Source organism: Bacteroidota bacterium, assembly GCA_016699695.1.
Classification (GTDB): Bacteria; Bacteroidota; Bacteroidia; order Bacteroidales; family UBA10428; genus UBA10428.
Map to the genome: position 1 here is coordinate 1,298,706 of CP065006.1, position 20,554 is coordinate 1,319,259.

Sequence of the window (20,554 nt, forward strand, 5' to 3'; positions counted from 1 at the left end):
GCCACTTACACATGCATGGATGAAACGATAGCCACATTATCAGTTTTTGAGCCGGGCTTAAGATACAATGGAAAAATACTGGAAAATAAAAGAGAGCGGAAACTCAGAGCTGATTGAAAAACTTGCTGGTGAACTCAACATTAATCCTGTTCTTGCTAATCTGCTCGTACAACGCAATATTACGTCCTTCGATCAGGCCAAAGAGTTCTTCAGGCCTAGTCTCGATTGTCTGCACGATCCGTTTTTAATGAAAGACATGGAGCTGGCAGTGGCCAGATTAGAGGAAGCCATCGAAAAAAAACAGCATATTCTGGTTTATGGCGATTACGATGTAGACGGCACTACCTCTGTATCTTTGGTCTATTCCTTCCTTCGTAAGCATTACAACAACCTCGACTATTACATACCAAACCGTTACAACGAAGGTTATGGAATATCCTATGCCGGTATCGATTATGCAGCAGCGCACAACATAGATCTGATCATTGCCCTCGATTGTGGAATCAAAGCTGTAGAAAAGATTGGCTATGCCACCCAAAAAGGAATTGATTTTATTGTCTGCGATCACCATACCCCAGGTGAGATATTGCCAAAAGCGGTGGCGGTGCTCGACCCAAAACGAAGCGATTGTCCTTATCCCTTTAAGGAACTTTCGGGTTGCGGGGTAGGTTTTAAATTAATGCATGCCTTTTCTCTAAAAAACAACATTCCCTTCGAGAACTTACTGGAACATATCGACCTGGTAGCAGTAAGTATTGCTTCCGACATTGTTCCCATTGTTGGGGAGAACCGTGTACTTACTTATTTCGGGTTGAAAAAACTCGAAGAAAACCCCGGTATCGGCTTACGAGCTATCAAAACTAAGTCAGGTATTCCTGATAAAGCAATTACCATTGAAGATGTGGTGTTCAAAATTGGTCCCCGCATCAATGCTGCCGGACGCATGGAGTCTGGCAAACAGGCTGTAGATTTACTCATTTCGGCCAATGAGAAAGAAGCCATTGTGCTTTGCGATAAGCTGGATGCCCACAACGACGAACGCAGGAATATCGATAAGATAATTACCGAAGAGGCCATGCTTGAGATTGTCCAGCAAAGCCATAAATACAAATACAGCACCTTATTATATAACCCCGGATGGCACAAAGGAGTGGTAGGTATTGTAGCTTCGCGCCTGATCGAAACCTATTACCGGCCTACCATAGTACTCACCCAATCCAACGGCTTTGCTACCGGTTCGGCACGAAGTGTGAACGGCTTTGACCTTTACGAGGCCATCAACGACTGTGCAGACTTGCTGGAAAGCTTCGGAGGGCATATGTATGCTGCAGGCCTTACGATGAAACCTGAAAATGTTCAGAAATTCAAAGACCGGTTCGAAAAAGTGGTAAATGAACGCATTACCCCCGACCAGTTGATACCCCAGGTTGAGATAGATGCCGAGCTTAATTTTGCCGATATCGACGATAAATTCTTTCGTATCCTGAAACAGTTCGCCCCCTTTGGTCCGGGAAATATGAACCCTGTTTTCTTTGCCGAAAATGTAGTGGACAATGGCGATGGCCGACCTGTTGGGCCAGGAAGCGACCACCTGAAACTGAACCTTCTGCAAGAATCGAATCCTTTCCGACCCCTGCCTGCCATTGCCTTTGGGCAGGGTAAAAAGTTTGCTAAAATGAAAAATGGTAAGGCCTTCGACATTGCTTACACGCTTACGGAAAATAATTTCCGCGGAATCACCAACCTTCAGTTGAATGTAAAAGACATTAAGATTGACTAAAAGTCGGGTAACAGTCTTTAAGTTTGATTCATTGGTTGCTTTTTACAAGCTTGCTTTCAGGCTTATGGCTACCATCATACCTTATTATTGCTTTCTAAATGAAAAATAGCCCCATACTAAAGCTCACACTCTTGCTTTCGGCCATGATGACCATGATGGCCGGTGCCGTAGTAGCTCCCTCATTGCCCCAAATTAACCAGGTGTTTGCACATACGCCGCATGCAGCTCTGCTCACGAGACTTGTAATCACACTTCCTGCTTTGTTTATAGCTGTTTTTTCACCCTTTATTGGCCGATTGATCGATCGAAGGGGACGAAAACTTTGGTTGTTGGCTTCCCTTGTTATCTATGCCATTAGCGGCACATCGGCCTTTTTTATGCATAGCCTCTTTCATATCCTAATCGGAAGGGCAGTTTTGGGCATTGCCGTAGCAGGCATTATGACCATCAGCACAACACTGGTCGGAGATTATTTTATTGGTTCGGAACGTAGCCGGTTTATGGGTTTTCAGGGTGCCTTTATTAGTCTGGGAGGTGTGTTCTTTATTAGTCTTGCCGGAATTTTGGCAGATGTTAGCTGGAAAACACCCTTTTTGATTTACCTGTTTGCTGTGCCGGTTTTAGTAATGGCATCCCTGTATCTTTACGAGCCAACCCGGCACCAGCCAGAAGCTGCAGATAAATCGTCCAGAACCAGCACACCAGTTACTTCGGTAAATTCATGGCTTTTAGGGGTTATCTACCTCTCGCTTTTTCTTTCCATTGTTTGCTTCTACATGGTACCGGTTCAATTGCCTTTTATGCTCCACAAAATTGAGGGTGTCAGTAATTCCATGATTGGTTATGCAATAAGTGTATCCACCCTGTTCTCTGCAATGGTATCCATCAACTACCATTTTATCAGGCGTTTTCTTTCATTCCCATTAGTTCTGCTTTTTGCCTTTACCCTAATGGGTTTGGGATACTATTCCATAGCACAGAGTACAAGTTATTTTCACTATTTATTTTCTCTTGCCATTAATGGACTTGGGGTAGGTTTGCTTTTACCTACAAGCAGTTTATGGATTTTAGAGATTGCCCCCATTGCAATGCGGGGCCGATTGGTAAGCGGAGTATCAACCAGTATGTTTTTAGGAATGTTCTTTTCGCCCATACTAGTGCAGCCACTTGTTAACAATCCTTCGCTCGGGTTTAATGGTGCTTTTATCGCTGCTTCGATCTTGCTGTGCAGTATGGCTCTTCTGATTTATTTCGGACGAAAGGTGCTTCAGCACCACACACTTAAAGCATCCACACAACAACAGTTGCTGGAAGTTAAACAATAGCTTAATTAGCAGGATATCTTTACTTGCAGGAAGGCGGCACAAAAAGGTATTTTTCCACTACCATCATGGGGTGCTTTTCCACTCCATTTACTGGTTCAAGCGACAAATTGTAGTCGCCCCACCAGGGTCCTCCTGCCCAATAAGTGGCAGGAATGCAATGCTGCTGAAGGTATTGAAGAAAATTTTCGAGAACAACCAGCCAGCGTACATCATCATGGGGTACTCCATACTCACCAATAAATCCCTTCAGATTATTGGCCTCGAGCCATTCGACAAAGGGTTTTACACGGTCAATGCCAATGGTGGCATAAGCACCTTCTTCGGTATAACTGCCATGGTATTTACCCGAATAGTCTTTGTCGAAATAAATATGGGCTTCGAACACTATTTTATTCGAGGGGTCTTTGAGGTACTTTAAGTTATTGCTGTGTTCCTTCCACCAGCGGGCAGAACTGAAATTATCGCCGGGTATGAGTATCACCGTTGTTTTATCTACTGTTCGAATGGCATCGATGGTCTTTTGTGCAATAGCTGACCAGGGGTGTTCTTTCAGCATTTCGTAGGGCTCGTTCATTATTCCATAAGCCCAAATGTTTTGATACGAAGAAAAAACAGTGGCAAGTTTCTTCCACACATCGGTATAAGCGGCAACTGGTAAAGAAGAAGAACCAATAAGAAAGCTGGTGCCATTAATTTTTCTGCGACCATAATTGTGCATGTCGGGTATCACCAACATGTTGCGCTTGTCTGCCTCCCGTATAAATTCTTCCATGCGATTTAACTCAGTAGGGTCGAGTTGGCCATACAATTCGGGTTGAATACGCTCCCATTTAAATGGCAGCCGTATGAGCCTGAAACCCTTCGACTGGTAATAATCGAGCTGTTTTTCCGAGGGGTAGATATAATCTTTCCCGTAAACACCTGGTTGATTTGAACTAAACTCTGCACCGGCCAGGTTAATGCCATAAAAAAGCGTGTCGGTTTGCGCCTGCACAGTGAATGTGATGCAGGCTAACAAAGCAAGGATGAAATTAGGTCTCATTGAAAATCTTATTTCAGGTATTAAAGCTAATAATTTTGCGGAATCCATTACCCACTATGCCTTCGCACTGTTCAACTGACCAAATACCAGTGCCTGCACTTTTTCCATCACTTCTTTGTAGCTTAGGTTCTCAGGGTTCACCGTTGGCAAGAAACTTACTTTTACTTTTCGAAACAAGCGCGGAAAGCTTTTGCCGGCAGGCAGTGCGTCGTAGGACCCGCTAATGGCTACCGGAATTACCGGCACCTTCAGTTCGCAGGCCAGTATTGCAAATGTCTGTTTAAAATCTCCCATCTGACCATCGCTGGTGCGGGGAAAAAACCATAAAAACCGCATTGACCAAAACCTTGAGATGTTTTGCGTATTGGGCACAGGCCTATTTTTACTTTTCATTGAGATATTCCTCAATCTCCTTTTTTAGATTCAGCAAATGATTTGAAACAATACCCCAAATCACCACGTCATCTACTTTGTCATAACCATGAATCACCCAATTCCTCGTATCTACAATCTGTCTCGCATTGGTAAAATTGAATTCCGGGTCAATCTTTAGAATACGATTGGTTGCCTCTCCAATTATTTCTATTTCTCGTTCAATTCCTCTTCGTAAAAGCTTATTCTTTTGGTATTCAATAAAATTCCTTTCACTACCTAAGTATTCAAAAATTGAATCAATTGAAGTGTTTATGTCGAAAAGATACTTTTTAATCTCACGCTTCATAAATCAATTCTTTTGTTTCGTTGATACTTTCTATGAAATATGGATTTGATAAAGTTCTTTCAGTAACGATATCTATTTCCCGATTAAAAAGCTCTCTCAATTTATAATGAAGTGAAAAATAGTTATTTGTATATTCTTCAACGCTCAGATTATCTGCAAATGAAATTAAAAAATCCATATCACTTTTCTCATTGAACTTATCCGATACAACAGAACCAAAGGCATAAAGTCTTTTTATTTTTAGAGTCTGACATATACTCTTTAAATCTTCTTTCCGCTTTTCAATTATTAGTTGCATTGTATTTTTTCTTCAAATTTAATGATTTCTTGTCAGTCTATTTCTTGTAAGCTTGTGCCCAACTCATCAATATCCATCAACTTCTACGCATTCGCACTGTTCAACTGACCAAATACAAGTGCCTGCACTTTTTCCATCACTTCTTTGTAGCTTAGGTTTTCAGGGTTCACCGTTGGCAAGAAGCTTACTTTTACCTTTCGAAACAAGCGCGGAAAGCTTTTGCCGGCAGGCAGTGCGTCGTAGGACCCGCTAATGGCTACCGGAATTACCGGCACCTTCAGTTCGCAGGCGAGTATTGCAAATGTCTGTTTAAAATCTCCCATCTGACCATCGCTGGTGCGGGTACCTTCGGGGAAAATAATCAGCTTTTTATTGGTGCGCAGCACTTCGGCCATTTTTTGCAGCGAAAGTTTAAGGTCTTTATTGATGTCCATAAGTATTACATTGTTCTTACGTGCCATAAACCTTCTAAAAGCCGACTTCCAGTGCTTCTCTTTGGCATAAAAATAGGTTTCGCGCATCACTTTGCGCTGAATAGCCGATGCTACCACAAATCCATCGAGAAAACTCTGGTGGTTCGGTGCAATGATGCAAGGTCCTTCGGGAATATTCTCAAGCCCTTTCACACGAAGCCTTAAAAAAGATTTGACAAGAAAACGGTATGTCCAGTTGGTAAAGTTGAAGGATATGCCCGCTTTTGGCACTTTAAAGTGAATTTTTTCTTTAAGAATATGTGTCCAATTCACTATCTCGTGCTTATGCCGGGTTTTATATGCCCTGATGTGATCTGCCAGGTCACGCACCCGTTCGTATTTTGCAAGACTTTCTTCCGGTAAATTCAAACCAAAAGTGTTTTCGAGGTAAACTATCAGGGTGATGCGCGAAAGTGAATCAAGGGAAAGGTCGTCTGCCAACCGGTCGTCGGGATAGACTTCCTGTCCGATTTGTTGTGCGATAAAATCGATGATGGCTTGCAGTTCCGGCGAATCGACAGCCTCGTGAGAGCGCTTTTCCGTTTTTACACTGTCAGATATATAGCCGTCAAGTTTAAACCGTTGAATCTTTCCCAGGCGTGTTTTAGGTAGCTCCTCCTGCATCACCAAAAGGCGTGCAATGTGCTTAGATTGGGCAGCCCGTGCATTGTATGGCTTGAGTACTTCTCTTTTCAAAAACTCTTTCTCGTCTTCTATTCCATCTCGTCTCATCGCGGCTGAATCGGGCACTATTACCAGACACAGGTTTTCTTTCTGAAGGCAAACGGCAGCTTCTTTTACGTAGGGGGAAGAATTTTCTATTTTGGCTTCTATTTCAGCAGGATTAATGTTTTTGCCGTTCGACAACACAATAATTTCCTTCTTTCGTCCGGTTATGAATAGTCTTCCATCTTCCTCGAGTCGACCAAGGTCTCCGGTGTAAAGCCATCCGTCTCTTAAAATATCATTAGTTTCACCTTCGCGCTCGTAATAACCCTGCATTACGTTCGGGCCTGAATAGACGATTTCGCCATCACGTATCTCAATTTTGCCTCCAGGCAGGACTTCTCCGGCGCTGCCGGGTTTAAATCTTTTTATTCTGGTAAAGGTGATCATAGGCGCGGCCTCTGTCATGCCATAACCCTCGAGTATCTCAAAGCCCAGGGCGTGGTAATCGATGGCTACTTCAGGGTCGAGGGCAGCACCTCCGGCAACCATAACGCGCAGCGATCCTCCGAATTTCTGGTGAACAGCCTTGAATATTTTTCTTGAAAATGCTTTCGACTTAAGTTTTTTTGCCAGGCTGAAAAGTACCCGGGCAGCTCCACTTTGATTGATTTTGTCGACAATGCCTTTGCGAATGAGGTTATACAAACGTGGTACGCCGATAATGACGGTAACCTTATGCTTCTGCAGGGTTTTGATAATGTCGTCGGCATTGAGCGAAGGGCAGAAAGCCACGGTTGCCCCTGAGTAAAAAGGTATAATCATGGTACCCAGCAAAGGAAAAACATGGTGCAAAGGAAGTAACATCATGTAACGGTCGGTGGGCCGCAATACATCTACCTTGGTGGTAACGCCTTCGATGTTGGCAATAAGGTTCTGGAACGAAAGCATCACCCCTTTGGGGCTTCCCGTAGTACCACTGGTATAAATTATTACTGCAGTTTTATTCACGTCAGTTTGGCTCGTTGAAATGGTCGGGTTGGTTTCGCCAGAAAAGGTTTCTCTGCCGAAAACGATCACTTCGGGCGAATATTTAACTTGTTCAAGGCTTTCGTCAAACACCTTCTGGCGATCCGGTGAAACAAATACCACAGCTGGTTGACAATCGTTGAGGATAAAACTCACATCGTCGATACCTGCAAGGTAATCAATGGGCACGGGTACATTGCCAGTTTGCCAGCAGGCATAAAAAGCCAGAACCCACTCCAGCCGGTTTTCTGAAAAAATGGCAATGCGGTTGTTCGTTTTACTTCCAAAAAGCGCAGCATAATGCGCAATGCGGGTTTTCAAATCCAGGTAAGTAAGCACTTCGTCGTGAATCAGAAACGCTTGCTTATTGTCTTTTCCATTAATCATTCGATATAGTTATAAAGATAAAAGATGTAAAATTGATTGGAATAATACGCAGTTTTAAAAAGAAAATGTAAGTGTATCGAAATTCGTAGGGTGTTTTCTTAATGTAGGTGTTCATTATGCTTGATCAGATAAACAAAGGTAGGACCAAAAAGTTATAACCCGCGTTTTACCTTCAGTATTTTATTTTTTGCCGACTACCTGAGGGTGTTTACAGAAAATCACGCTGCCACTATAAAAGTATGAATGAATTTAGCGATAAAAAATGAAAGAATCAAACCACACATGTCCAGTTTGGATAGGAAGGCTCATGATAAGCCCACTCCGCAAATTTTATCATCGACCTGAAAATATTTTAAGCGAATATATTTTGCCAGGATCTTCCATACTCGAAATTGGCCCGGGTATGGGGTTTTTCAGCATCCCCATGGCGTGCATGACAGGTATGGGAGGAAAAGTCTATTGTGTAGATATTCAGCAAGGAATGTTAGAAGTATTAAACCACCGCGCGGAAAAGGCCGGCCTAAACACTATTGTGCAAACCATACAGTCAACCCCGGATAGCTTTTCCATTGAACAATTAAAGGAAAAAATTGACTTTTGCCTTTTGTTTGCTGTAGTGCACGAAATTCCTCAGCAGGCTTTGATTTTTGGGGAGGTTTACCGGGCACTCAAACCAGGCGGCAAAGTTTTTCTGGCCGAACCCCGGGGCCATGTAAAGGAAAAAGAGTGGAATAACAGTCTGGAACTGGCTATTGCCTGTGGTTTTTCGGTGACAACAACCAGGCAGGTAAAGGGTAGTTATGCCTGCGTATTGATGAAATAGTTTTCTGAAAATTAAAAAAGCGGACCGATAGCTATCAGTCCGCTTCATTTTATTGCTTTGTGGCGTTATTTTCCGGCAGCGCCTTTGTACGTTGCATCGCCAAGTCCCAGGATGGGATAAAAAATAATAGGCAATAAAAGCAGTCCGATTGTATAACCTACTGTTTTGCCAAAGCTTAACGACAATAGATTGGTCATCCAAATGCCAAAAACTATGTTTACACCGGGGATAAGCATCAATAACAACCACCACCATGGTTTTCCTACTATTTCAAGCAAAACAAGTATGTTGTAGATTGGAATAATACATGCCCATCCGGGTTTGCCGGCTTTTTCAAATATTTTCCATAAAGACACAATCATTAAAACAAGAAATGCCAGGTAAATAATTGATTTCATAACGATTAAAGATTTTAGTTTTCCTACTCTTAAAGATTTTCGGCTACTCTTTTAATATGAGCAAGGTATGCTTGCCTTCACAAGTTAAAAAAATTCTTTCACCCAGCCAATTATAAAACCTTTTCTAAGGGACTTCTGTATGCGAAGAAAACCTTTCCCGCACTAAAAGATGATGGAAGAAAAAACAGTTTATTTGCCCCTTTCCACCAATTTCACCTGGTATTTTTCTTCGAAAAAGCGAAAGTAATGGTATAACTGGTATTCCAGTTCAATTCCATAATCGGTATTGTAATCGTAATTGATTTCTTCCTGATACAGTTGCTGGTCGGGACCCAACAGAAAACGTTTGTTCCATTCCATAGCATACAGCCTGTTCCAGTTTTTGTAGTAACTCACACTGTAATGTTCCATCATAGGCTGTCTCAGCAGGTAGTTTTCATAGCCAAGTTCAAACACTACCAGTTTATAAGTAGTCGAATCGCCGGCAAGGGTGTCGGCAAGCAATTCGGTTGAGGCATTTTCGATTTTTTCCTGTGCCAGAATAAAGGAAGGAATGAGCGAGATACAGATTAGCACCAATAAATACTTTTTCATAGCCATAGAGGTTGTTGTTTGTACCTTAAAACTCTACCGTAAATTTCGTCAATTTTAAAGCCAAATGCCAGATATATTCTTAAAAATAAACCGAAAGGATACTTGACAAAAAGCCGCTTGTCCTTTCCGAATTGTTATTCGAAGAGTTTCCAGGCCCTAATATCCTTTTCGTTTGCACTACAAAAAAGCCTTGTGTATTTTTATTTCGATTTATAATGGTGATAGGGTAAAAATCTAAATTTATTTCATTTTGTTAGGGCTCGTAAGCAATGAAAAGGTGAGTGGGTCAATGCCCTTTGCCTGAGCGAAAAAAAGGCGCTATCCATCGGGACAGGCACCTTTTTTTCGTATCATTGCCCTGTTCATCCAGAATCAATTGACAAAATCTTGAATAGTCATGCCAAAGAAAGTATTCATTCTGTCCGGTGCTTCGTTCGACACCATTGTGTATTTGCCTGAGTTTCCGCAAGCCATTCCACAAACCATTCACCAATCGGTTTTCACCGAGGGGCCAGGCTCCACCGGAGTAGGAAAAGCTGCCAATTTATGCCGCCTGGGGTTCGACACCATGCTCCAATTACTTATAGGCAATGACTGGCATGGGCAACAAATTCAGGATTACCTCGGTACCAAAGAAATTAAGCTTTTTATCGATACCGACCCGGCTGGAACCGAACGGCATGTGAACCTCATGAACAGTCGCGGCGAACGGATTTCGATCTTTATTACCAGTGCCTCATCCATGCCCCCTATTGACTATGCCAAATACGAACAAGAGATAATTCAGTCCGATACCATTGTGCTGAATATTGCCGATTACGCCCGCCACTTTATTCCCCTGCTCAGAAAACACAAAAAGGAAGTGTGGACCGATTTGCACGACTATACCGACGAAAATCCCTACCACGAAGACTTCATCAATGCTTCAGACTTTATCTTTCTAAGCTCCGACAACCTCACAGATTACCGTAACACCATGCAAAAATTAATGGCGCGAGGAAAAAAACTGGTCGTTTGCACCCACGGCAAAAAGGGAGCCACCGCTCTGAGCAGCGACGGCAAATGGATTGATATGCCCGTTATTGAAAGTTTCGACGTAAAAGATACCAACGGAGCAGGCGATGCTTTTTTCAGCGGCTTTTTGTATGCACATAAAAAGGGGCTAAGTGTGAAAGAATGCCTGCTTTACGGACATATTCTGGGTGGTATGTGTGTGAATTCAGAAAAAATTGCTGCCGATAACCTGAGTATACAAGAAGTTGAAAAGCATTTTAGAAATCTGGCATGAGCGATCAATCAGAAAGTATTTTTAACACCAACAGCTGGTGGGGCCAGGTATTTGCCATGCGATGGGTGCGCCATTTAATTTACTGGTCGTCCATAGTGGTATTTTTTGGCTTTTTCTGGGGTTCGTCGGTGGGGAATTACAAAGAAATTATTCTTAGCGAAATTCTGCTTCTGCCCGGAAAAATGGCTGCTGTATACTTCTGCATCGATTTTCTGCTCCCGCGTTATTTACTGTCCCGCCGCTTCAGCCACTTTATCTTGCTTTCGCTCGCAGCCATGCTTTTGCTTGGTCTGTTTCAACGGATATTGGTTTATTTCATTCTGATAGAAAGAGTAGATGGTTTTCTAGACTTGCCTTTTCATAACCCCTATGAGATTATGCACCATATTATCGATATCAATACAGTAATGGTGATACCTCTGGGAGTAAGGTTGCTACGTGTTTATTACTACCAGAAAGTAGCTGCCACCGAACTGGCAAAAGCCCGGTACCAAGCAGAACTAAAGTTTCTGAAAGCCCAGGTGCATCCGCACTTTCTGTTTAACACCCTAAATACTTTGTATGGTTTGATACTAAAAAAATCCGATCAGGCTGGCGAGGTAGTGCTGAAACTTTCTGACCTGATGCGCTACCTTCTCTACGAAACTCAGGCCGAAAGAGTACCCCTCGAGAAAGAAATAGAACATATCAGAAATTACATCGAACTGGAAAAAATACGCTATGGGCAAAAGCTTGAAGTGAGTTTTACATTAAACGGCGAGGTCTCTGGCAAGTTCATCGCACCTATGATTCTGTTGCATTTTGTCGAAAATAGTTTCAAGCACGGTGTGGCAAAATCGATTGATTGTGCGTGGATTACTATCGATTTTACAAGCGCCAATAATTGCTACCTGCTCCGGATCGAAAACAGCAAACCAACCAACAAATCGGACTTACTAAAAAGCAAGAAACCTTTTTCAGGCGTGGGGCTGCAGAATGTAACTCAGCGGCTCAATCTGCTTTATAAAGATAAACACAGGCTCACGCTCGACGACCAACCCGACAGCTATACTGTTGAACTGGAACTTATTCACGATAACGATTAAAAGTCGCCCCGGAAATGAAAAAACTCAATTGTATCATTGTCGATGATGAAAGCATTGCCCGTGACATTCTCGAAGAGTATATCAACCGAATCGAAAGCCTACATCTGGTGGCTAAATGCCACGATGCCCTGAATGCGTATAATGTATTACAATCCGAGCCCATCGACCTGGTATTTCTTGATATACAGATGCCCCAGCTTACCGGCATTGATTTGCTCAACTCGCTCGAAAGAACGCCAAAGATAATTTTTACCACTGCTTACACCGAATACGCTTTAAAAGGTTACGAATTTGATACTTTGGATTATCTGCTCAAGCCAATTTCCTTCGATCGATTTTTAAAAGCGGTAGACAAGGCCATGAATCAGCATTTGCAGGAGCAAATTGCTAAGGAGGACGATACAGAAAGTGCTTTTATTTATCTAAAATCCGATGCCATGATGGTAAGGGTTATGCTTCGCGATATTCTATTCGTAGAAAGCGTAAGAAATTGCATCCACGTGCACCTCGAAGGAAAAATCCTGGTAAGCTACCTTCCAATCAGCTCACTTGAGCAGCGCTTGCCTGCCAGTCAGTTTCTTCGTATACACCGAAGTTTTATTGTAGCGCGTAATAAAATCGAGGCTTTCTCACCCAACCTGGTTCAAATTGGGAAACATAAAATACCGGTTGGAAGAAATTACAAAGAAATTTTTCTTAGGGAGTTTAATCTGTAAATAAGTGCATAACAGCTATTTCAAAAATATTCTGACTCTTTTTACTTTTTTTTCAGGTTTGCATTAAACCATTCCCCCCGATGTGCATCAAAGTGTCTGTACAAACCGATGATCATCAGAATTATTTTAAACACTTAAATGCAAATAGCCATGAAAAAGAATGTTTCTTATCTGATTATGTTAATGCTCGCTGCCGCTTTTACATTTACTTCTTGCGACAACCTGAACGACAAAGACCTCGCTGTAAGTGAATTTGATGCCCAAATGGCAGAAGACGATGCAATTGCCGAAGAAGCTTTTACCTCTCTCGATGCCATGATTGATGAGGATATCTTTACCCTCGATGCAAACGGTTACAACACTGACGCCATGCTTAAATCCAGTTCCGAAGAACCTTATGTATGCAAAACCATTACTGTAGATCATCCGGATACTACCATGTTTCCGAAGGTAATTACCATCGATTATGGTGCAGGATGTTCAACCGAAATTAACGGAGAAACTTACACCAGAAAAGGAAAAATCGTGATTACAATTACCAACCGTTGGTTTTTGGAAGGAGCTGTGCGTACCTCCGAATTAATAGATTTCTATCTGAATGATGTAAAGGTAGAAGGAACCCGCACTGTCGAAAACCTTGGAATAAACGAAGATGGTAACTTAATGTTCGCCCATCAGCTTATGAACGGAAAACTCATATACAACGACAGCCTGGTTTACACACGCAATTGCAACAGTAACCACGAATGGCACAGGGCTTCGAATCCTGCTGATGACGCATGGTACATTACCGGTACACGCACAGGAACAACCGTAGAGGGTTATATGTACCAACACGAAATTACCAACAGATTTATGCTAATTCGCTGTGCCGAGTTTGGCTACCAATGGGTAATTGTTGAAGGAGAAATTAGCATGACTCGCAATGGAAAAACTGCCCAGCTTAATTATGGCGAAGGCAATTGCGATGGCACTGCCTTGTTAACTGTAGGAGACAGAGAGCGAGAAATACAAATACGCAATCGCTACCACGAGCGCCGTAGATTACACACAGGACAATAATTTTCACCCCACACAACACTGATATTCAGAGAGTATAATCAGGTTTCGAACCTGGTTATACTCTCTTTTAATTCATTTGCCAGATAAAAGACAACATACTTGTGAAGAATTTTTTAGTTATCCTTTTACTACTTCTTACTTTTTTGCCTTCCCCTGGCCAGGATTTAAGTCCATCAACAGGAATGCAAAACATGGTTTTGCTGCATTGGGAGAACGATATCTTCCTGCATACCGATTACTATTTTACCAACGGTGCTGCGGTTGAGTTTATAAGTCCTGCAGTGCGCATAAAAGCTATGGACAAGCTCTTGTACATGCCTTTGAAAAATGGATTTGCGAGTCATAGCATCAGCATAAGACAGAACATGTATACTCCCGAAAAGATGTTCGAAACAGATGTCCAATGGAACGACCGCCCCTATGCAGGTTATTTTATCGGCGAGTACAAGCTATCGCAGGAAACGAAACGGAAGAAATTCAGTTCAGGCTTAAGCATAGGAATGTTAGGAGAATACTCCCTTGCCGCCCGCACCCAGGATTTTGTGCATAGCCTCGACGAGATGGTGCCCGCTGCAGGCTGGCAATACCAGGTAAAAAATGCTCCTGTTATCAACCTCCAATCGCGTTACCAGGAAATGTTGGTTCGAAATCCCATATTCGACCTGCAATATGGTATCAATGGCCGAATTGGTAGTCTATACACCGATGTTTCGGCCGATGCCACAGTAAGAGTAGGCAAACGTGCCGGAGGCTTCGATTTCCAAACAACAGGAAACAGAACTACCGATTTCGAATGCTACCTTTTTATGAATGCTGCCAGCACTCTATCCTATTTCGATGCTACCTTACAGGGCAGTATACTCAATTACCACCCGAGCGACCACTATTTTGACAATGCCGAACGTTATATGTTTGTTTCGAAGTTAAGTATGGGATGGGTACTCGCTTACAACCACTTGAGGTTGAAAGCCTCTCTGGTGCATCTCACTCCGGAATTTAAAGGTGGAAAAAGCCATGGCTGGGGCGAGATCAGCCTTGGAGTTTCTTTTTAAACCAAATTAATCAATAGAAGGCAATTCCTACCCTTAGCGAAATGCGGTTGTAATAAATGGTGCGGTCTACCTCAGTTCTGTACCAATCGGAACGGGTATAAGATAGTTCGCTGTATCGGTAGCCTGCAGCCATAAAAAAGCTTAAGTGTCCATATGATGGAAATATCAGCCCGATTTCGGCACTGGCCAGATTGCCACCATAACTCTCTTTTATTTCATATAACGGGTCGGGTGGATTTTCAACTGAGATGGAATAACCGACCATACCACCCAGAAAAAGAATAGCTCCACCTTCAAGTGGCAACATTCCCTTTAAACTAAATGCTGCTGGCACAGTGGGCTCGTTGAGCATTTCCAAACCAGTGACAAGGCCTGCTGAAACGTATTGGTTGAACCGGTAATTATTTTCGATCAAAGCACTAAAAGGTGCCCGCAAGTCATTTGCTGTCGAACCTACCAGCACTCCCCCCGAGCTAAAGTTAAAATATCCCTTGCTTTTCACACTGCGTGGATCGGTCCAGGGTTCGGTATCAACACGACTCACCTCATCCATGGAAAAAACCCACACATTTTGGCATCCAGTCTCAATCTTTATTGATTCTGCAGTACTTTCTAAAAGCTTTCCCTTGATAATGCTTCCCGTTTTCAGATGCACCACGTCGATTGTCTTTTGCGCATGGGCATACCCTAAGAGAATACCTGCAAACAATACAATGAGAAATGTTTTCATAATTTTAGATAATTATTAAGTGGGTAAGATGAAAAAGCCAAGGTTTTGGTTGCTCCGAAAAAAAAATATTCCACCACGCAACTAAAACTATCCTTCACACATCTGAAGGGAAGAAAGTAAAAAATCAGCTTACAGCAAAATAGCTCAGGACAAAAATAGGCTTTTATCAAAATAAACTAAACCATTGCTATTATGAGACATTTAATCCAATCAATGTTTGTGCTTTCCATCTCGTTGGTATTGTTTTCTTGCAACGACAAGGTGGAAGAATCGTGGGAAGTGAACCAGCCGGTTTATTTATCGTACGATCAGCTCCGAAACTCTTTTAAAGTAGCCGACGAACAAGATATTGTGCAATCAGGCAAACTTTATTTCAAAGACAATTACATTTTTGTCAACGAATACTTGAAGGGTATTCACATTATTGACAACCAGGATCCTTCGAACCCGGTTATTCTTAAATTTCTTGAAATACCCGGAAATGTGGACCTTGCCATTGCCGGCAATATGCTATACGCCGATAGTTATGTCGATCTGCTTACGATTGATATCTCCGACATTAACAATATTCGGGAAGTTGACCGCGATACCAATATCTTCCCTTATATCATACCTGAATTCGAAACCGGTCTGCTGGGTACGGTGGATGAAAGCCAGGGAGTAATTGTAGGTTATGAGGTAATAACCTATACCGAAGAAGTTGATCTTTCGAAAGAAGATTATCGTTATTATCCTTTCTGGGAATTTGATTTTGCAGGAAGTGTCCGCAACGACATGGTGGGCGCTCCCACAGGTGGCGGCGAGACAAATTTTGGCGTAGGAGGATCCATGGCCCGGTTTACCCTGGTAAATGGCTACCTATATGCCATCGACAAATCTTCTCTTAAGCTCTTCAACATTGCCAATATTGCAAACCCGGTTTGGGAAAAAAGCATCCCGATCAGCTGGAACATCGAAACACTTTTTCCTTATGAAAACAAGCTGTTCGTCGGAAGCCAGCAAGGTATGTACATTTACAGCATCCAAAACACTTCCAACCCTGAATATATTTCGGAGTTTCGCCATGCCAATGCTTGCGACCCCGTAGTGGTAGAAGGGAATACTGCTTATGTCACTCTTCGGGGAGGCAACCTTTGCGGAGCTATTGAAAGTCAGCTGAATGTAATTGACATTACGCAAATCGAGAGCCCACAGCTTTTAAGCACTTACCCCATGGTAGAGCCATATGGAATGGGTATAGACAATGGTGTGTTGTTTGTTTGCGATGGAGAAGCCGGGTTGAAAATATACAATGCCACCGACCCTATGAACATTAGTACGAATCAATTGGCACACTACCCCGACATACATGCTTTTGATGTGATTCCTTTGGGCGAAGTGCTATTGATGATTGGTATCGATGGATTGTATCAATACGATTACAGCAACCTCGAAAATATTACCCAGCTAAGCCATATTCCTGTGTATGGAGAATAGTTTTTGATTCAGATAGATTTACTTTAGGGTTAACAAAAACGCCGGCTTGTTTCCGGCGTTTTTTTGTTATTATGTGGTATGTCGTTTCATCAGGTAATGATGAAAGGACTCCTGAGAGCGAATTTTCTTGGCACCAGTCTGTCTTATTTTGTTGCTGAGCGAATTGTTAAGTATTCGCGCTGCAGTGTTATCCTGCCATTGTATGGTACACATGGTGAGTAGCTCTTCCTTCAGCTCTTCGTTGTAAATCGGGCAGGCCACTTCAATTCGTCGGTCGAGGTTTCTGGACATCAGATCCGACGATGAAATATAGACCTTAGGCTTTCCGTTGTTGCCAAAAATAAAAAGGCGCGAATGCTCCAGGTAACGGTCTATCAGCCCAATGGCTTCGATCGATTTGCTGAGTTTATCAAATTGAGGTACCGCAGAAAACATCCCTCTTACATTCAGTCGTACTTCAACCCCCATTTTTCTTGCCTTGTAAAGCTTTTTAATTAAAGCTATATCTACCAGGTTGTTTAACTTCAGATAAATAAATGCTGGTTTGCCTGCCCTTGCCAGGTTAATCTCGTTCTGAATCATCTGGTTCAGCTTTATGCGCAGCGAAAAAGGAGAAACCAGCAAGTGGCTTTGACGTGTTTTGTGATAATTCTTTTCGAAAAATTCAAAAATAGAAATTACTTCTTTGGCAATGCCTGTATTGGAAGTAAGCAACATATGATCACTGAATACAGTGGCTGTGTCCTCGTTAAAATTTCCGGTTCCTATGCAGCAATAGTGCGCCGTATGTTTTTTCTCGGTTCGGGTAATGAGGCAAAGTTTGCTGTGTACTTTAAGTCCTGGCACCCCGTAAATTACCCGCACACCTTCGTCAATAAGCCGGTTCGACCAGGCAATGTTGGCTTTTTCGTCGAATCGGGCCTGAAGTTCCATGATAGCTGTTACTTTTTTACCGTTGCGGGCTGCGTTGATAAGTGCATTTAAAACCTTCGAATTGCGCGCCACCCGGTAAATGGTAATTTTAATGCACTCTACATCTGGGTCAATCGACGCTTCCTGCAGCAAATCGATAAAGTTGATGAAGGAATGATAGGGGAAATGCAACAGCAAATCTTTTTCCTTCATTTTCTGTAGTATAGATTGCCCCTTTTGAATATCCTTGTGCGGTACCACTGGCAAATCAGGGTAACGAAGGTTTTTGGAGCCTATTTTCGGGAAACTGATGAAGTCTTTAAAATTGTGGTAACGGCCTCCTTTTAGAATTACATCCCCGGGAGTAAAATGCAGCTTTTTCATGAGTATCTCAAGAAAATCTGCCGGTAAACCTTTGTCGTACACCAACCGCACAGGGGCTGCTTCTTTACGCCTCTCTAAACCTTGTGAAATTTTGTCGACATAATTCCTGGCCAGGTCATCGTCGATATTCAATTCTGCATCGCGGGTAAGCTTGATAGTGAAAGCATTTGCACGCGAAGGTGAAAACATATAAAAAATGTCGATTAATCCATAGCGTATTACATCGTCGAGCAAAATGATGTAATGCTTTTGCCCTTTGGAAGGAAGCATGACAAAACGGTTGAGCAGCGAAGGAATTTCCATTAGCGCATGTACAATTCTATTTTCGCTGCTGGGAACCAATTCTACAGCCAGGTATATGGCATCGTCCTTCAGGTCTGGCAGTTCGCGGTTCTTCGAAATGATAATGGGCATCAGATTCGGACGTACCTGGTTTTGAAAATAGTCGTGCACAAATTCACCCTGCTCTTCGGTAAGCTGTGTTTCGTTAATCAGATAAATATCATGTTCGCTTAACTCCGCAGCCAAGCCGCTGAATATCTTATCGAAACGCTTTTGCTGTTTTAAAATAAGCTTATAGACTTCTTTCAGTATGTCGAGCGGGTAACCTCCGTCGAGCATGGTATTCTTATTGAGCTGAGCAATCTTTTTGAGAATGGCCACACGCACCCTGAAAAACTCGTCGAGGTTATTGGAATAGATACCCAAAAATTTGATACGCTCGATAAGTGGCACTTCAGGCTTTTCGGCTTCCTGTAACAATCGCTCGTTAAACGATAACCAACTGATCTCCTTGCTCCTGTAATTGTTAACTATCATCTCTATTCGTGCATTTCAGGCAAAAGTAATTGTTTTCCCTATAAATTGTGCATAAACCTGATTTTCAATATTCACAAGCCTTCGTAAAAGCACTTTCTTGATAACTTCCATTCTGTAGCTACCCTCTGTGACATCTTTAAAATGATATATTTGCAAAAAAAAACATGAACAAAAAGGCATTCATTACTGGGGCTACTTCGGGCATTGGTCTGGCCACTGCCAGGCTGATGTCGGACAATGGTTACGACCTCATTTTATGCGGTCGCCAGCAACCAAAACTCCTTGAGCTGGAGAATGAACTGGGTCAAAAAACAAGAATAAAAACCCTTTGTTTTGATGTAAGTTCCCGTGCCGAAACCTTTGAAGCTATTAATAGCCTGCCCGAGAACTGGAAAAACATAGATGTGCTTCTGAACAACGCAGGCAACGCCCATGGTTTCGATCTGGCACAGGATGCAGACCTCGACGACTGGGAAAAAATGATTGACATTAACGTAAAGGGGCTTATGTATGTAACCAAAGCACTACTCCCTATTTTAATCGCTCAAAAAAGTGGGCATATTGTTAACATGGGCTCCATTGCCGGTAAGGAAGTATACCTGAAAGGAAATGCCTATTGCGCTTCGAAACATGCCGTATCGGCATTTACCGATGCCCTTCGGCTCGACTTGAATGGAACCGGCGTAAAGGTTTCGTGCATACATCCCGGAGCTGTCAATACAGGTTTTTCGGAGGTACGGTTTAAAGGCGACAAGCAAAAGGCATCGAAGGTATACGAAGGTTTTGAGTCGCTTGTAGCAGAAGATATTGCCGAACTTATTTTCTTTATCGTTTCACGCCCTGCTCATGTAAATATCAGCGACAGCATCATCCTGCCTGCGGCGCAGGCCTCCGCTTCGTTGATAAATCGCACACTGGATTGAATTTTAACTTATGGCTAAACTGAAAATAAAAAATGGACTTCGATGGGGATTGTTTGGATTGCTCATTTCAAGCTTCATTGCCTGTTCAGAAGACAGTAACGAAATTCCTGTCAACACTGAAATTGAAATTGAAATTCAGCAACTGGTGAATCAATACCGACTAAGTCAGAACCTCGAGCCCCTGGCAATGAATAGTGCCCTTGTGAAGGCTGCAGCCGGCCATACTGATTATATGATTGAAGCGGAAAGTATCAGCCACGACAATTGGGAGGAAAGGGTTTCGAGCTTGCAGCAAGAATTAGGAAGTACTGCCTTTGCCGAAAACGTAGCCAGCGGACAACGCACTGCACAGGAAGTAGTAAATGCCTGGCTAAACAGCGATGGTCATCGCAGAAACATCGAGGGCAATTATTCCCTCACAGGCATTTCAGCCAGGCGTAACCAAGAGGGCAGGTATTATTTTACCCAGATTTTTACCAATTAAACAAAAAAAGAAAGGCTGCACCTCTGCAGCCTTTCGAACCTAAAACCTCGTCTATAAAAAGAACTACAAGTTAAACCTGAAGTTTCT

At 42.6% G+C, this 20,554-nt stretch carries 20 protein-coding genes; 11 read left to right on the forward strand and 9 right to left on the reverse strand.

Annotated elements, in window-relative coordinates:
* The first annotated feature begins 67 nt into the window (after positions 1-67).
* Positions 68-1,780 carry a single-stranded-DNA-specific exonuclease RecJ gene (gene recJ / locus IPM71_05550; GenBank protein ID QQS52200.1) on the forward strand — a complete coding sequence of 571 codons (1,713 nt, stop codon included), beginning with the start codon at positions 68-70 and terminating at the stop codon, positions 1,778-1,780.
* Between the two features lie 98 nt (positions 1,781-1,878).
* A complete protein-coding gene (locus IPM71_05555; protein ID QQS52201.1) occupies positions 1,879-3,105 on the forward strand; it encodes an MFS transporter in 1,227 nt (408 codons plus the stop codon).
* Positions 3,106-3,124: 19 nt separating this feature from the next.
* Here the strand turns inward: IPM71_05555 and IPM71_05560 are convergent, their stop codons facing one another.
* The 5 genes from IPM71_05560 to IPM71_05580 form a co-directional block, all read right to left on the reverse strand.
* Positions 3,125-4,147: a glycoside hydrolase family 5 protein gene (locus IPM71_05560; protein QQS52202.1), complete on the reverse strand. Its 1,023-nt coding sequence runs from the start codon at positions 4,145-4,147 to the stop codon at positions 3,125-3,127.
* 54 nt (positions 4,148-4,201) lie between these two features.
* Complete coding sequence (locus tag IPM71_05565) at positions 4,202-4,540, reverse strand: 1-acyl-sn-glycerol-3-phosphate acyltransferase (protein ID QQS52203.1); 339 nt, start codon at positions 4,538-4,540, stop codon at positions 4,202-4,204.
* The gene (locus tag IPM71_05570) at positions 4,530-4,868 is read right to left on the reverse strand and encodes a DUF86 domain-containing protein (protein QQS52204.1); all 339 of its coding nucleotides are present in this window, start codon (positions 4,866-4,868) and stop codon (positions 4,530-4,532) included. Before IPM71_05570 ends, IPM71_05565 begins: the two co-directional genes overlap by 11 nt.
* Positions 4,858-5,166 carry a nucleotidyltransferase domain-containing protein gene (locus IPM71_05575; protein ID QQS52205.1) on the reverse strand — a complete coding sequence of 103 codons (309 nt, stop codon included), beginning with the start codon at positions 5,164-5,166 and terminating at the stop codon, positions 4,858-4,860. Before IPM71_05575 ends, IPM71_05570 begins: the two co-directional genes overlap by 11 nt.
* Before the next feature lie 83 nt (positions 5,167-5,249).
* On the reverse strand, positions 5,250-7,721 hold the full coding sequence (locus tag IPM71_05580; GenBank protein ID QQS52206.1) for an AMP-binding protein: 2,472 nt from the start codon (positions 7,719-7,721) through the stop codon (positions 5,250-5,252).
* Between the two features lie 262 nt (positions 7,722-7,983).
* Here IPM71_05580 and IPM71_05585 point away from each other — a divergent pair, with 262 nt between their 5' ends.
* A complete protein-coding gene (locus IPM71_05585; GenBank protein QQS52207.1) occupies positions 7,984-8,544 on the forward strand; it encodes a class I SAM-dependent methyltransferase in 561 nt (186 codons plus the stop codon).
* A 65-nt stretch (positions 8,545-8,609) separates the two neighbouring features.
* Here the strand turns inward: IPM71_05585 and IPM71_05590 are convergent, their stop codons facing one another.
* Both IPM71_05590 and IPM71_05595 read right to left on the reverse strand, forming a co-directional pair.
* The gene (locus tag IPM71_05590) at positions 8,610-8,942 is read right to left on the reverse strand and encodes a hypothetical protein (GenBank protein ID QQS52208.1); all 333 of its coding nucleotides are present in this window, start codon (positions 8,940-8,942) and stop codon (positions 8,610-8,612) included.
* Between the two features lie 189 nt (positions 8,943-9,131).
* Positions 9,132-9,536, reverse strand: a complete 405-nt coding sequence (locus IPM71_05595) for a hypothetical protein (protein ID QQS52209.1) — start codon at positions 9,534-9,536, stop codon at positions 9,132-9,134.
* A 397-nt stretch (positions 9,537-9,933) separates the two neighbouring features.
* Between IPM71_05595 and IPM71_05600 the strand changes: the two genes are divergently transcribed.
* The 5 genes from IPM71_05600 to IPM71_05620 all read left to right on the forward strand — a co-directional run bounded on the left by IPM71_05600 (position 9,934) and on the right by IPM71_05620 (position 14,739).
* Entirely contained in the window at positions 9,934-10,824 is an 891-nt protein-coding gene (locus tag IPM71_05600; GenBank protein ID QQS52210.1) for a carbohydrate kinase family protein, read from the forward strand.
* Positions 10,821-11,909 (forward strand): histidine kinase, encoded by a 1,089-nt coding sequence (locus IPM71_05605; protein ID QQS52211.1) that lies wholly within the window; start codon positions 10,821-10,823, stop codon positions 11,907-11,909. Before IPM71_05600 ends, IPM71_05605 begins: the two co-directional genes overlap by 4 nt.
* A 14-nt stretch (positions 11,910-11,923) precedes the next feature.
* Positions 11,924-12,625, forward strand: a complete 702-nt coding sequence (locus tag IPM71_05610) for a response regulator transcription factor (GenBank protein QQS52212.1) — start codon at positions 11,924-11,926, stop codon at positions 12,623-12,625.
* 150 nt (positions 12,626-12,775) lie between these two features.
* A complete protein-coding gene (locus IPM71_05615; GenBank protein ID QQS52213.1) occupies positions 12,776-13,687 on the forward strand; it encodes a hypothetical protein in 912 nt (303 codons plus the stop codon).
* 101 nt (positions 13,688-13,788) lie between these two features.
* A complete protein-coding gene (locus tag IPM71_05620) occupies positions 13,789-14,739 on the forward strand; it encodes a lipid A deacylase LpxR family protein (GenBank protein ID QQS52214.1) in 951 nt (316 codons plus the stop codon).
* A gap of 10 nt (positions 14,740-14,749) precedes the next feature.
* Here the strand turns inward: IPM71_05620 and IPM71_05625 are convergent, their stop codons facing one another.
* Entirely contained in the window at positions 14,750-15,469 is a 720-nt protein-coding gene (locus IPM71_05625; GenBank protein ID QQS52215.1) for a hypothetical protein, read from the reverse strand.
* A 192-nt stretch (positions 15,470-15,661) separates the two neighbouring features.
* Here IPM71_05625 and IPM71_05630 point away from each other — a divergent pair, with 192 nt between their 5' ends.
* On the forward strand, positions 15,662-16,945 hold the full coding sequence (locus tag IPM71_05630) for a hypothetical protein (GenBank protein QQS52216.1): 1,284 nt from the start codon (positions 15,662-15,664) through the stop codon (positions 16,943-16,945).
* Between the two features lie 69 nt (positions 16,946-17,014).
* Here IPM71_05630 and ppk1 read toward each other — a convergent pair whose 3' ends face one another.
* Positions 17,015-19,060, reverse strand: coding sequence for a polyphosphate kinase 1 (gene ppk1 / locus IPM71_05635; protein ID QQS52217.1), 2,046 nt, complete (start codon positions 19,058-19,060; stop codon positions 17,015-17,017).
* 164 nt (positions 19,061-19,224) lie between these two features.
* Here ppk1 and IPM71_05640 point away from each other — a divergent pair, with 164 nt between their 5' ends.
* Positions 19,225-19,983, forward strand: coding sequence for an SDR family NAD(P)-dependent oxidoreductase (locus IPM71_05640; protein QQS52218.1), 759 nt, complete (start codon positions 19,225-19,227; stop codon positions 19,981-19,983).
* 10 nt (positions 19,984-19,993) lie between these two features.
* A complete protein-coding gene (locus IPM71_05645) occupies positions 19,994-20,467 on the forward strand; it encodes a CAP domain-containing protein (GenBank protein QQS52219.1) in 474 nt (157 codons plus the stop codon).
* Positions 20,468-20,554 lie beyond the last annotated feature (87 nt).